We start from the raw sequence: 13711 nt of genomic DNA, 5'->3' as shown, positions 1-13711 counted from the left end.
CAGGGTTTTACCCTCAAGGCAGTGAACCCGGGCTAAACGGGTCGAGGAGACGATGATGAGTGGCGAATACGACGATCTCAAACGGCGCATGGACGGGGCGATCGCCGCGTTCAAGCATGATCTGGCTTCGCTGCGCACCGGCCGCGCGTCGAGCAGCCTGCTCGACGCCATCCAGGTGCAGGCCTACGGCACCGCCATGCCGATCAACCAGGTGGCAACCGTGTCGGTGCCGGAGCCGCGCATGATCTCGGTTTCGGTCTGGGACAAGTCGATGGTCAGTGCCGTCGACCGCGCCATCCGTGAATCCAATCTCGGCTTCAATCCTATCGTAGACGGCACCAATCTCAGGATCCCGTTGCCTGAACTCAACGAGCAGCGCCGCAAGGAGCTTGTCAAGATCTCGCACGGCTATGCCGAGAATGCCCGCGTCGCTGTGCGTCACGTTCGCCGGGACGGCATGGACTTTCTGAAAAAGGCGGAAAAGGACGGCGACATCAGCGAGGACGACCACCGCAAACGGGCCGACCAGGTTCAGAAACTAACCGACGAGACAATCAGCACCATCGACCACCTGCTTTCCGACAAGGAAGCGGAAATCATGCAGGTCTAGGGTCTGGCCACGGCTGGCCCGGAAGCGAGAACATGGCAACGCCCGCGCATGTCGCGATCATCATGGACGGAAACGGACGCTGGGCCAAGGCGCGCGGCTTGCCGCGGCTCGCCGGTCACCGCGCCGGCGTCGAAGCGCTGCGCAAGACGGTGCGCGCCGCCCCTAACCTGGGCATCTCCTTCCTGACCGTCTACGCTTTCTCGTCGGAAAACTGGTCACGGCCGAAATCCGAAGTCAGCGACCTCATGGGCCTGCTGAAGCTTTTCATCCGACGCGATCTCGCCGAGTTGCACCAGAGCGGCGTCCGAATCAGGGTCATCGGTGACAGGGCAGGGCTGCAGCCCGACATAAGAGGCCTGCTCGAGGAAGCCGAAACGCTCACTCTCCGCAACGAGGCGCTGACGCTGGTCATCGCCTTCAATTATGGCGGGCGCGACGAGATCGTCCGCACAGCGCGCAAGCTCGCCGCGGCGGTGGCGCGTGGCGAGATCGACAGCGAAGCGATCACGGCAGAGTCCTTCGCCAACTCGCTCGACACAGAGGGCATCCCGGATCCGGAACTGGTCATCCGCACCAGCGGCGAGCTTCGGCTGTCGAATTTCCTGTTATGGCAGGCCGCCTACAGCGAACTTGTTTTCCTGCCTTGCTACTGGCCCGACTTCAGTCGCGAGCACCTGTCCGATGCACTGCGCGATTTCGCCGGCCGCGAGCGCCGCTTCGGCGGACTTGCCGCCCAAGACGTCGCCTCGGGCTGAGGGATGAGCAACCTTCAGCTCCGCGTCATTTCGGCCGTCGTGCTTGCCATCGTCACGCTCGGCCTGACCTGGCTTGGCGGACTGCCCTTCCGGTTGCTTTGCGCTGCCATGGCGGCGGTGATCTTCTACGAGTGGACGCGGATGAGCCGTCCAGCTGCCCCGACCGGTGTTAATGCTGCGACAGGTCTTGGTTTTCTGCCCGAGGCGCTGATCGTGGTCTTTATCGGTGCCCTCATCGCCGGCCTGTCAGCGTCTTTGCTGCTGCCGCTCGTCGCGGCTCTGGTTGCTGTCGCTGCCATCGCGGCGTCGATGCGCAAGGCAGGACCGTGGGAAGCATCCGGCCTTGCCTATGCGGCGGTTTCCGGCCTGTCGCTGGCCTTCTTGCGCGACGGCGACCGTTCCGGGCTGCTGGCCATCCTCTTTCTGTTCGCCGTGGTTTGGGCGACCGATATTTTTGCATATTTCGTCGGCCGCTCCGTCGGTGGTCCAAGGCTGGCGCCGTCGATCTCGCCGGGCAAGACGCGGAGCGGGGCGCTCGGCGGGGCGATCGGCGGCGTGGTGGCCGGGCTGCTTCTGGCCGCCATAGCCGGAACGGGCAACGTTGTCGTGCTTGGCGTGATCGCACTGGTGCTTTCGATCGTCGCGCAAGCCGGCGACCTGTTCGAATCATGGGTCAAGCGACGCCACGGCCGTAAGGACTCCGGCGCGCTAATACCCGGCCATGGCGGCATCATGGACCGGGTCGACGGGCTTGTCGCGGCGGCTTTCGCCCTATACGTCATCGGCTGGATTTCCGCGACCGCCGACCATCCGGCACAGGGACTGTTCCCGGTTTGAGCGGCATCCGACGGCGGGCTGGCGCGGGTTGCGCCATGGATTCGCCTGGATTGATGTCACAGTCGCGGCGTGACCTGCGCCGTGGATGAATTTGAGGGCATGAATTGAAGGAGATTCTTCACGCGGTTTTCAGCACAGAGGGCTTTGTCCTCGGCACGCTGGTGCCTTTCCTGTTCGTGCTGACCGTGGTCGTTTTCGTCCACGAAATGGGCCACTACCTCGTCGGCCGCTGGTGCGGTATCGGCGCAAAGGCCTTTTCGATCGGTTTTGGTCCTGAAATCATCGGCTTCAACGACAGCCGCGGCACGCGCTGGAAGCTTTGCGCCATACCGCTCGGCGGCTACGTCAAGTTCGTCGGCGACATGAACGCGACGTCGAGCCAACCCAGCTCGGAGGAGATCGAGGCGCTGAGCGACGAAGAACGCAAGGTCGCCTTCCACACGCAGCCGATCTGGAAGCGCGCGGCGACAGTGGTGGCGGGGCCGCTGTTCAACTTCCTGCTGACGATCGCTGTCTTTTCCGTGCTTTTTTCTGTCCATGGCCGTCCCGTGCTGGAGCCGATGGTGGCTGAGGTTACCATCGGCAGTCCGGCGGCGGCGGCCGGCATCATGCCCGGCGACCGATTCGTCAGCGTCGACGGCAGCAAGGTCGAGACCTTTGCCGACGTCCAGCGTCTGGTCTCCGGCCGTGCCGGCGACAGCATCACCTTCGTCATGCTACGCGGCGGCAAGGAAATCACCGTCACGGCGACGCCGCGCTTGATGGAACAACAGGACGCACTGGGCAACAAGGTCCAGGTGGCCGTGATCGGCGTCGTCAACAACAAGGAACTCGGCCAGCCACGGCTGATCACCTACAGTCCGGCCGGGGCGGTCGGGGCAGCGGTCCAGGAAACCGGACACGTCATTCAGCGCACCGGCCAGTTCCTGCAACGTTTCGTTGTCGGTCGCGAGGACAAGTGCCAGCTGGGCGGCCCTATCAAGATCGCCAAGATGTCGGGTCAGGCGGCAAAGCTCGGCTTTGAATGGCTCGTACAGCTTGTTGCATTCCTGTCAGTCGGGATCGGGATTCTCAACCTTTTGCCGATTCCCCCCCTCGACGGAGGGCATCTTCTGTTCTACGGCGTGGAGGCTGTCATCCGGCGGCCGGTGTCCGAACGGATGATGGAAATGGCTTACCGAAGCGGCCTCATATTGGTGCTCGGCTTCATGGGCTTTGTTTTCTGGAACGATCTGTTTGGGTGCTGAAATCATGAAGGAATTTGGCTTCGGCACGAGCAATGTTGAGACGCCGTTTACCATGCGTGGGGATATGCGTGACGCGAAAGCCACGCCACAGGGTTAAGTAAATACAAATTAACCAGAAGCCTTGCGTGTAGGGAAAATCCGGTTAATACGGTAGGGGAAATTACCGCACGTCCGGTTTTCTCGCCGTGGGGACTTCGAGAAAAGGTACAAAAGCCCGATGAAGGCAGCATCCAAGTTTCTGAGCGCCGCGTCCGCGGTGGCTATGTCCGCCGCTCTGGTTGTACCAGGCGCGCTCGCAGTGCAGTTCGTTGCCACATCGGCCGCCGAGGCGGCTGTCGTCTCCAGAGTCGAAGTCACCGGCAATCAGCGTGTCGACGCGGACACCATCCGCAATTACGTGACGATCAAGCCGGGCAAGGCGTTTTCCAGCTCCGACATCGACGATGCGGTCAAGGCGCTGTTCGGCACCGGGCTGTTTTCGGACGTGCAGATCAACCAAGTCGGATCGACGCTGGTCATCAAGGTTTCCGAATACCAGGTCGTCAACCAGGTGCTGTTCCAGGGCAACAAGAAGCTCAAGGACAACGCGCTTGAAGCTGCGGTGCAATTGAAGCCGCGCAGCACCTTCTCGCAACAGCAACTCGACACCGACGTTGAGGCGGTCAAGGCCGCTTACAGGCGTATCGGCCGCGACGACGCCGCCGTGACCACCCAGATCATGGATCTCGGCGACAACCGCGTGAACGTGGTCTTCAACATCAACGAAGGCGGCCGCACCCAGATCGCAGCGATCAATTTCGTCGGCAACAGCGCCTATTCGAGCCGCCGTCTGTCGGACATCATCTCCACCAAGCGCTCGTCCTTCCTTTCCTTCGTGCTGCGCGACGACGTCTATGACGAGGACAAGCTGCGGGCCGACCAAGAGCTGTTGCGCCGCTTCTATTACAATCACGGCTATGCCGACTTCCAGGTCGTCTCGGCTGTCGGCGAACTCGACGACACCACCAACAAATACACCGTCACCATCACGGTGCAGGAGGGCGAGCGTTATACGTTCGGCGATGTCAGTGTCGAAAGCACAATCCCCGAGGTCGACAGCAAGTCGCTTGAATCGGTAGTCCAGACCCACAAGGGCGATGTCTATAACGCCAAGGACGTCGAGGACACGATCATCGCACTGACCGAGAAAGTCGCCGGTTCGGGCTATGCCTTCGCCCAGGTGACGCCGCGCGGCGATCGCAACTTCGAAAACCACACGATCTCGGTTGTGTATACAATCGACCAGGGCACCAAGGCCTATATCGAGCGCATCGAGATCCGCGGAAACGATCGAACGCGCGACTACGTCATTCGCCGCGAATTCGATGTCAGCGAAGGCGATGCGTTCAACCAGGTTCTCATCCAGCGCGCGAAGAGGCGGCTGGAAGCGCTCGATTATTTTGAGAAAGTCGAGATTTCCACTGTTCCGGGCTCTGAGCCGGACCAGGTCGTGTTGGTGGTCGACGTGGTCGAGAAGTCGACCGGTGAATTTTCGATCGGTGCCGGCTATTCGACTGGTGGCGAAACGTCAGGTCCGTCCGTCGAAGGTTCTATCAGTGAGCGCAATTTCCTCGGTCGCGGCCAATTCATCAAGGTGGCGGCGGGCGGCGGCAAGAACTCGCGCGACTACAGCTTCTCTTTCACCGAACCTTATTTCCTTGGGCGGCGCATCGCGGCCGGCTTCGACATCTACAAGCAGAGCCGAAACTACGACCATTACGACAGCGATACGACGGGCGCGACAGTGCGTTTCGGTCTGCCGATCACCGACAACATCACGACGCAGCTCGCGTACAATATCGCGCAAGAGAAGTACGAGTTCGACGAAGACTGCGACCCAATGGCCGGTTGCAACGTCTCCCAGGCGATCCAAAACGGAGTTAACGAGAGCCCATGGCTCAAGTCGTCGGTCAGCCTCGGCCTGATCTACAACACCATCGACGACATGAAGAACCCGCATGACGGGCTTTATGCCAATGTCAACACCGAAGTGGCCGGCGTCGGCGGCGACGCCAAGTTCATCAAGGTCACGGCGCGCGGCAGCATCTATCAGACGTTGTCCGAACAATTGGATCTGGTAGGCCTCATTTCAGGCGGCGCCGGCCATGTCCAGGGATATGGCGGCGGCGATCTACGTGTCTTCGACCATTTCCAGAGCAGCGACCGTATGATCCGCGGCTTCGAATATGGTGGCATCGGTCCGGTTGCCTTGGACAACCGCAACGACCATCTCGGCGGAACCACTTATTTCAACGCCTCGGCCGAAGCCCAGTTCCCGCTGCCGGTTATCCCGGAAAGCTTCGGCCTCCGCGGGGCAGTGTTTGCCGATGCGGCAACGCTCTACGGCAGCAAGATTGCAAGTGGCCTCGTCGATCAGTCGACAACCGGAATGGAATGGCGCGCTTCTGTCGGTGTCGGCCTGATGTGGGCATCGCCCTTCGGTCCGATCCGCATCGACTATGCGATCCCGGTCAAGAAGGAAAAGACCGACGACGTGCAGGAATTCAACTTCGGTATATCGACCCGCTTCTGATGTGCGGGTAACGATGCTTCCGGCTCGTTTGGATCCGGATGGGCGGTGATCCGACACTACAGCGCAGCGCGTCCTATTGGACACGCAAAGGATGTTGTAGCACTTTGTTTTTGCGCATGATCCTTTCCGAGGATCGACTTCCGATTTCCGGGGTCATGCGCTAGCTGGATATTGCTTCTGGAATGACCGATCCGGTGTTCTTCGCGCCCTCACGCCGGTATACGGCCGGCGAAGTCGCGAATCTGACCGGCTCGACGCTTGTCGATTCCGGTCTCTCCGATGTATCGATCGAGGCTCTGGCGCCCGCCAACGAGGGCGGCGAGAACGCGCTTGTCTTCGTCGATGGGAGGCGCAATTTCGCGCTGATGCAGTCACTGCGGGCGGCAGCGGTTCTCTGCCCCGCCGAATTTGCCGGCAAGGCGCCGGCGGGCATTGCGGTGCTGGTGCATCCGCGCCCGCAGCAGGCTTTCGCAATGGTCGGGCGCCTGCTTTTCCCGGCGGCTGCAACGCCTGGACCGATGACCGGCGAAACCGGTATCTCGCCGCACGCCCATGTCGATCCGACCGCCCATGTCGAGGCCGGTGCGATCATCGAAGCAGGCGCGGTCATCGGGCCGCGCGCTGCCATCGGCAGCGGAACCGTCATTGCCCCGCATGCGGTTATCGGTCCTTCCTCTCAGATCGGCCGCGACGGCTATGTCGGTCCAGGTGCAAGCGTGCAATATGCGTTGATCGGCAATCGCGTCATCATCCATGGCGGTGCCAGGATCGGCCAGGATGGCTTCGGTTTCGTTGCCGGCGCCAAGGGTCCGGAGCGGGTTCCGCAGATCGGCCGCGTCATCATTCAGGACGACGTCGAGATCGGCTCGAATACGACCGTCGATCGCGGCGCCATGTCCGACACGATCATCGGCCAGGGCACCAAGATCGACAATCTGGTGCAGATCGCCCACAACGTTCGCATCGGCCGCAATTGCATTATAGCCGGGCTTTCGGGTATTTCCGGTTCCGTGACGGTAGGCGACAACGTCACCATGGGTGGCGGCGTCGGCCTTGCGGATCATTTGACCATCGGGTCCGGGGCCAAGCTTGCCGCAAGAAGCGGGTTTATGAGCAATGTGCCTGCAGGTGAGATTTGGGGAGGATATCCGGCGCAGCCGATGGCGGAAGCCATGCGCGAGATAGCGGCCTTGCGCAGACTTGCACGGACGCGCAAACAGGGTGAGGGGGGAAATGGCTGAGATCGCAGCGGCGACGCTCGAAGCGGTTGACATAATGCGGCTGATGAAGCTCCTGCCGCACCGCTATCCGTTCTTGATGATCGACCGCATTGTCGACATAGATGGCGACGAATCCGCCATCGGCATCAAGAACGTCACCATAAACGAGCCGCATTTCCAAGGTCATTTCCCCGACCAGCCGGTCATGCCCGGCGTGCTCATCATCGAGGCGATGGCGCAGACGGCCGGCGCCATCTGCATCCGCAGCCTCGGTACGGAAAAGCCGTCGCTGGTTTATTTCCTGACCATCGACAACGCCAAGTTCCGCAAGCCGGTCGTTCCAGGCGACCAATTGAAAATTCATGTGAAGAAAATCAAGAAACGCGGCAATCTTCTCAAATTCGCCTGCGAGGCCCTCGTCGATGGCACCAAGGCGGCGGAAGCCGAGATCTCGGCAATGATGGTCGCAAGCGGCTGACAAACGAATGCTAATGAAAATCCAGACAGTCATCCATCCATCGTCGGTCATCGAGGCAGGCGCCCAAATCGGCGAAGGCGCCCGCATCGGACCCTTCTGCTACGTCGGCCCCGACGCCGTGATCGGCGACCGTGTCGAACTGGTCAGCCATGTGTCGGTGATGGGCGCGACCACCATCGGTGCATCGACCAAGGTCTATCCGATGGCGATACTGGGCGGGCCGCCGCAGAACACCAAGCACAAGGGCGGCCGTACCACGCTGGTGATCGGCGAGAACTGCGCGATCCGCGAAGGCGTCACCATGCATCTCGGCACCGATTCCAGCCGCGGCGAAACGACGATCGGCGACAACGGCAATTTCCTCGCCTATGCCCACATTGCACATGACTGCGTGGTCGGCAGGAACGCCACCTTCGCCAATCAAGCGACGTTAGGCGGGCATTGCGAAGTCGGTGACAATGTCTACATCGGCGGCCTTACCGCGGTTCATCAGTTTGTCCGCATCGGCGATAACGCCTTTCTCGGCGGTTGCTCGGCGATCGTCGGCGACGTCATTCCCTACGCCATCGCCGTTGGCAACCGTGCCAGCCTTCGCGGCCTCAACATCATTGGCCTGAAGCGCGCCGGCCTGCCGCGTTCCGAGATCCACTTGCTGCGCAAAGCCTACAACACGATCTTCGATCGCTCTCGGACCGTCGGCGAAAACATCGAGTTCGCCAAGGCGGAATTCGCCTCGTCGCCGACGGCCATGAAGATCGTCGATTTCATCGCTGGCCGCGGCAAGCGGCACTATGCCGTGCCGTCGCTCAAAGGTGGCGACGGCGACGATACCGATGATGAAGACTGAGGGCAGATGACGAAGATTGAGGCTGCCGGAAAGGGCCTTGATCTCGCGCCAGATGCCAAGGTCGGCATCATCGCCGGCGGCGGCAGTCTCCCGGTCGAAATTGCCCGAGCGCTCGCCCGGCAAGGCAAACCTCCCTTCGTCGTCATGGCGGCGGGCGAGGTCGACCGCATAGTCGATTTCGAGCCCTATGAGCAGGCAAGCTTGAGGCTGGAGGACGTCGGCTCGCTGCTGCCGATGCTCAAGCGGCATCACGTTACGCATCTGGTGACCGCGGGACATATTACGCGCCGCCCCAGGCTGAGCGCCATGCGCCTCAATTTGGGCCTGCTCGCCTGGCTACCCAGCCTTCTCGTCGGTGTAACCCGGGGGGACGATACGGTGCTGAAACTGTTCGTGCGCAGGATCGAGCGCAGCGGCATCAAGGTTGTCGGCGCTCACGAGATCGTGCCGGAACTGGTCGCCGCTGAAGGCCCGCTGACCAAGATGGCGCCACGCAAATCCGACTGGCGCGACATCGAGGCGGCGCACGCTGCAGCAAAAGCTATCGGCGCGCTGGATATTGGCCAGGCGGCTGTTGCGGTTGGTGGCCGCGCCATCGCGCTTGAAGGCGTCGAGGGCACAGACGGGCTGCTCGAGCGGACAAAACAATTACGCGGGCACGGCAGGCTGGCTGGCAGGAGCCGTGGTGTTTTGGTCAAATGCGCCAAGCCCGGTCAGGAACTGCGTGCCGATCTGCCCTCCATTGGCCCGCTGACCGTCGAGGCGGCGCATGCCGCCGGACTGGCCGGCATTGCCGTCGAAGCCGGCCGCTCGCTGGTGCTCGAAGGTCCTGCCACCATCGGGCGTGCCAATGCACTCGGCCTGTTCGTGATCGGCCTGCCTGCTGCGGAGCCGGCGCATGGCGAATGAGCAGCCGTTGAAGATAGCCGTCGTCGCCGGCGAGGAGTCCGGCGACCTGCTTGGCGCCGACCTTGTGCAGGCGTTAAAGCGCATGACCGGGCGCGAAGTTCGGCTCGTAGGCATCGGCGGCCGCCATTTGCAGGCGCTCGGTTTGGCGCCATTGTTCGACGGCAGCGAGATCGCGCTGATGGGGCTTAGCGCTATCCTGCGCGACCTGCCGCGCCTGATGCGGCGGATCGGCCAGACGGCAAACGCCATTGTCGATGAAAAGCCCGACTTCCTTATCACCATCGACAGTCCGGATTTCTCGCTGCGCGTCGCCAAGAAGGTGCGCGCCGCCGATCCGACGATCCCGATCGTCCACTATGTCTGCCCGAGCGTATGGGCTTGGCGGCCGGGCAGGGCGGCGGCGATGAAGCCATATGTCGATCACATTCTTTGTATCCTGCCGTTCGAGGTGAAGGAACTCGCTCGCCTGGGCGGGCCGCCCGGCACCTATGTCGGGCATCGCCTTGCACACGATCCGGGCAAAGTCAGTGCCGCCAGGGCGCAGGCGCAGCCGCGTGACCTCTCCGCCGACCGTGTGAAAACGTTGCTTGTATTGCCCGGTTCGCGTCGCGGCGAGGTGCGGCGCCTGGTCGGGCCGTTCGGCGAAACGGTATCGATCCTGCGGGCGCGCGGGCACCGCTTGCGCTTGCTGTTGCCGACGGTGCCGCACGTCGCCGACCTGGTCAGGACCTCGGTCGCGAGCTGGAACGAGAAGCCGGAGATCATCCTTGATGCCGAACGCAAATGGCAGACCTTCGGCAAGGCCGATGCGGCGCTGATCGCGTCGGGGACGGTATCGCTGGAACTGGCACTGGCGGGCGTGCCGATGATCTCCTGCTACCGGCTCGATCCGGTCATGCGCATGGCGCAGGGACTGATCAAAGTTTGGAGCGCAGCCTTGCCCAATCTCATCGCCGACCGGCCGGTCGTGCCGGAACACTACAACCAATATGTGCGTCCGCATTATCTGGCGCGCCAGCTGGAGGCGCTATTCTCCGATACCGCCTACCGCGCCTGGCAGAAGGACGGTTTTGCCGACATCGCCGGGCGTATGGCAACCGACAAGCCGTCAGGCGAGATGGCGGCGGGGGTGGTGATGGGCATGGTGAGGAAGTGAGCGAGTAGTGAGTAGCGAATAGGAAATGGTGCTGGCCGTAACAGCCAAGCTGCTTCAGCTACTACTCGCTACTCGCTACTCGCTACTCGCTACCTTCACCGCTTCGCGATCGGCACGTAATCCCGTTCCGGCGCACCGGTATAAAGCTGGCGCGGACGGCCGATCTTCTGGTGCGGGTCCTCGATCATCTCCTTCCACTGCGCAATCCAGCCGACGGTGCGGGCAACCGCGAACAGCACGGTGAACATGGTAGTGGGGAAGCCCAGCGCCTTCAGCGTGATGCCGGAATAGAAATCGACGTTGGGGTAGAGCTTCTTCTCGATGAAATAGGAATCGGTCAGCGCGATCTTTTCCAGCTCCATGGCGATGTCGAGCAGCGGATCGTCCTTGATGCCGAGCTCGCCCAGGACTTCGTGCGCGGTCTTCTGCATGATCTTGGCGCGCGGATCGTAGTTCTTGTAAACGCGGTGGCCAAAGCCCATCAATCGGAACGGATCGTTCTTATCCTTGGCGCGCGCAATGAATTCCGGGATGTGATCGACATGGCCGATCTCGCCCAACATGTTCAGGGCTGCCTCGTTGGCTCCGCCATGTGCAGGACCCCACAGGCAGGCGATGCCTGCAGCGATACAGGCAAAGGGATTGGCGCCCGACGAGCCGGCGAGGCGGACGGTCGAGGTCGAGGCGTTTTGCTCGTGGTCGGCGTGCAGGATGAAGATGCGCTCCATGGCGCGCGCCAGCACCGGATTGATCTTGTATTCCTCGCAAGGCACGGCGAAGCACATATGCAGGAAGTTGGCTGCGAAATTCAGTTCGTTCTTCGGATAAATGAACGGCTGGCCGATGTGGTATTTATACGCCATCGCCGCGATCGTCGGCATCTTGGCGATCAGCCGCATAGAGGCGACCATGCGTTGATAAGGGTCCGAGATATCGGTGGAATCGTGATAGAAGGCCGACAGCGCGCCGACCACGCCGCACATCACCGCCATCGGATGCGCATCGCGGCGGAAGCCGGTGAAGAAGCGCGACATCTGCTCATGCACCATGGTGTGGCGCGTCACCCGGTAGTCGAAATCGTCCTTCTGCGCCTTGGTCGGTAGTTCTCCGTAGAGCAAGAGATAGCAGACTTCGAGGAAGTCGCCGTGCTCGGCCAGCTGGTCGATCGGGTAGCCGCGGTGCAAGAGAATACCGGCATCGCCATCGATGAAGGTGATTTCCGATTCGCAGCTCGCCGTCGACGTAAAACCGGGATCGTAGGTAAATACGCCGGTGGTGCTGTAGAGCGAACCGATGTCGATGACATCAGGTCCTACCGAACCACTTCGTATCTTGAATTCATGGGTTTTGCCGTCGAGTTCCAGTTTTGCCGTCGACGCCTGGGTTTTGCCGCCAAATTCCATCTTTGTCGCAGGTTCGGTCATAGCAAACTCCTTTTTGTTTCCTCAGGCCGGCAACGGCAAAATATCTGAACCCAACACGTCAAAAGCGTCGGAATACGCACATTTGCGCCCGCAACTGAATCTGCGCGCCAGATTAGGCCAAGACCCAATGTTGCACTGCGAAACACACCTTTCAATGCCAATCTTCTTGGGCCAGTTTCCTAATCGATTTGATCAGCGATCCGCGCCAGGCTTTCCTCGCGGCCAAGCACGGCCAGCACATCGAAGACGCCGGGCGAGGTGCTTTTGCCGGTGAGCGCGGCGCGCAATGGTTGGGCCACGGCGCCGAGTTTATGGCCGCCGGCCTGCGCATAGTCGCGGATCGCGGCTTCCGCCGAGGCGGCAGACCATTCCGAAACCGTGGCCAGCGCCGCATGAGCGCCCTGCAGGATCGCGCGCGCGTCACCGCTGAGCAGCGCCGCCGCCTTCTCGTCGACCGGCAGCGGCCGCTCGACGAATAGGAATGCAGCCCCTTCAACAAGTTCGACCAGCGTCTTGGCGCGCTCCTTCAGGCCCGGCAAAGCGGCAAGCAATTGGGCCTTGCGTCTGTCGTCGAGGCTAGCTGCGATCGCCGGACCGCCTTCGAGATAGGGCAGAGTGGCGATGAAGATATCGAGCAGCGTCGCGTCGTTCATGCGGCGCATGTGCACGCCGTTCAGCGCCTCGAGCTTGGCGAAGTCGAAACGGGCGGCGCCTTTGTTGACGTCGCCAATGTCGAACCACGCGATCATGTTGGCGATCGACATGATCTCATCGTCGCCGTGGCTCCAGCCAAGCCTCGCCAGATAATTGAGCAGCGCCTCCGGCAGGTAGCCCATGGCGCGATAGGCCTCGACGCCGAGCGCACCGTGACGTTTCGACAGCTTGGCGCCGTCGGCACCGTGGATCAGCGGGATATGCGACATCGACGGCACCTCCCACCCCATGGCATGGTAGATCACCGTCTGGCGGGCGGCGTTGGTCAAATGGTCGTCGCCGCGGATGATGTGGGTGACGCCCATGTCGTGATCGTCGACGACGACGGCATGCATGTAGGTCGGGTTGCCGTCCGAGCGCAGAATAATGAAATCGTCGAGATCCTTGTTGGGAAAGCGCACGTCGCCCTGGACGCGGTCATGCACAACCGTCTCGCCGTCTGTCGGCGCCTTGATGCGGATCGCCCCCTTGGCGCCGGCCGGCGCCTCCGAGGGGTCGCGATCGCGCCAGCGGCCGTCATAGCGGGGAGGCAGCCCCTTGGCCCGTGCGCTCTCGCGCATTGCCTCCAACTCGGCAGGCGTCGCGTAACAATAATAGGCCTTGCCCATGCGAACGAGTTCCTCGGCCACCTCGCGATGGCGCGGCGCACGCTCGAACTGCGACACCGGCTCACCGTCCCATGTCAGGCCAAGCCAGGAAAGCCCGTCGAGGATGGCCGCGGTTGCCGCATCGGTGGAACGCTCGCGGTCGGTGTCCTCGATGCGCAGCAGCATCGTGCCGGCTGTGTGCTTGGCATACAGCCAGTTGAACAGCGCCGTGCGCGCCCCGCCAATATGCAGATAGCCGGTGGGCGAGGGGGCAAAACGGGTGACGACCTTGTCGGGCATGGAACTCTCAGGCAGGCGAAGGAAGTGGGTTTGCGGACTTTCGCGCGTTGCGCGT

Annotated in this window: 12 protein-coding genes; 10 read left to right on the top strand and 2 right to left on the bottom strand. The window is 62.0% G+C overall.

The annotated features are described in order from the left end of the window. The first annotated feature begins 55 nt into the window (after positions 1–55). The 10 genes from frr (at position 56) to lpxB (ending at position 10631) form a co-directional block, all read left to right on the top strand. Positions 56–610: a ribosome recycling factor gene (frr, locus tag NKH91_RS04850; RefSeq protein ID WP_084642476.1), complete on the top strand. Its 555-nt coding sequence runs from the start codon at positions 56–58 to the stop codon at positions 608–610. Between the two features lie 32 nt (positions 611–642). After that, on the top strand, positions 643–1365 hold the full coding sequence (locus NKH91_RS04845) for an isoprenyl transferase (RefSeq protein ID WP_023717727.1): 723 nt from the start codon (positions 643–645) through the stop codon (positions 1363–1365). A gap of 3 nt (positions 1366–1368) precedes the next feature. Beyond that, positions 1369–2202, top strand: a complete 834-nt coding sequence (locus NKH91_RS04840; protein WP_352844081.1) for a phosphatidate cytidylyltransferase — start codon at positions 1369–1371, stop codon at positions 2200–2202. Positions 2203–2306: 104 nt separating this feature from the next. Beyond that, positions 2307–3449 (top strand): RIP metalloprotease RseP, encoded by a 1143-nt coding sequence (rseP, locus tag NKH91_RS04835; RefSeq protein ID WP_352883657.1) that lies wholly within the window; start codon positions 2307–2309, stop codon positions 3447–3449. A 217-nt stretch (positions 3450–3666) separates the two neighbouring features. After that, positions 3667–6021: an outer membrane protein assembly factor BamA gene (gene bamA, locus NKH91_RS04830; protein WP_352482671.1), complete on the top strand. Its 2355-nt coding sequence runs from the start codon at positions 3667–3669 to the stop codon at positions 6019–6021. A 182-nt stretch (positions 6022–6203) separates the two neighbouring features. Then, entirely contained in the window at positions 6204–7262 is a 1059-nt protein-coding gene (lpxD, locus tag NKH91_RS04825; RefSeq protein WP_352482670.1) for a UDP-3-O-(3-hydroxymyristoyl)glucosamine N-acyltransferase, read from the top strand. Beyond that, positions 7255–7719, top strand: coding sequence for a 3-hydroxyacyl-ACP dehydratase FabZ (gene fabZ, locus NKH91_RS04820; RefSeq protein WP_023717722.1), 465 nt, complete (start codon positions 7255–7257; stop codon positions 7717–7719). The genes lpxD and fabZ overlap by 8 nt, the downstream gene beginning before the upstream one ends. Before the next feature lie 13 nt (positions 7720–7732). Continuing rightward, positions 7733–8566: an acyl-ACP--UDP-N-acetylglucosamine O-acyltransferase gene (gene lpxA / locus NKH91_RS04815; RefSeq protein WP_023717721.1), complete on the top strand. Its 834-nt coding sequence runs from the start codon at positions 7733–7735 to the stop codon at positions 8564–8566. Between the two features lie 6 nt (positions 8567–8572). Beyond that, complete coding sequence (locus tag NKH91_RS04810; protein WP_023717720.1) at positions 8573–9475, top strand: LpxI family protein; 903 nt, start codon at positions 8573–8575, stop codon at positions 9473–9475. Further along, the gene (lpxB, locus tag NKH91_RS04805) at positions 9465–10631 is read left to right on the top strand and encodes a lipid-A-disaccharide synthase (RefSeq protein WP_352844077.1); all 1167 of its coding nucleotides are present in this window, start codon (positions 9465–9467) and stop codon (positions 10629–10631) included. Before NKH91_RS04810 ends, lpxB begins: the two co-directional genes overlap by 11 nt. Positions 10632–10726: 95 nt before the next feature. Here the strand turns inward: lpxB and gltA are convergent, their stop codons facing one another. Both gltA and gltX read right to left on the bottom strand, forming a co-directional pair. After that, on the bottom strand, positions 10727–12055 hold the full coding sequence (gene gltA, locus NKH91_RS04800; RefSeq protein ID WP_023717718.1) for a citrate synthase: 1329 nt from the start codon (positions 12053–12055) through the stop codon (positions 10727–10729). A 179-nt stretch (positions 12056–12234) separates the two neighbouring features. After that, positions 12235–13656: a glutamate--tRNA ligase gene (gene gltX / locus NKH91_RS04795; RefSeq protein ID WP_352844075.1), complete on the bottom strand. Its 1422-nt coding sequence runs from the start codon at positions 13654–13656 to the stop codon at positions 12235–12237. Positions 13657–13711: the final 55 nt, after the last annotated feature.

The sequence above is a fragment of the Mesorhizobium sp. M0894 genome (assembly GCF_040319725.1).
In the GTDB taxonomy this organism is placed as follows: Bacteria; Pseudomonadota; Alphaproteobacteria; order Rhizobiales; family Rhizobiaceae; genus Mesorhizobium.
This window is presented reverse-complemented; position numbering and strand designations above follow the sequence as displayed.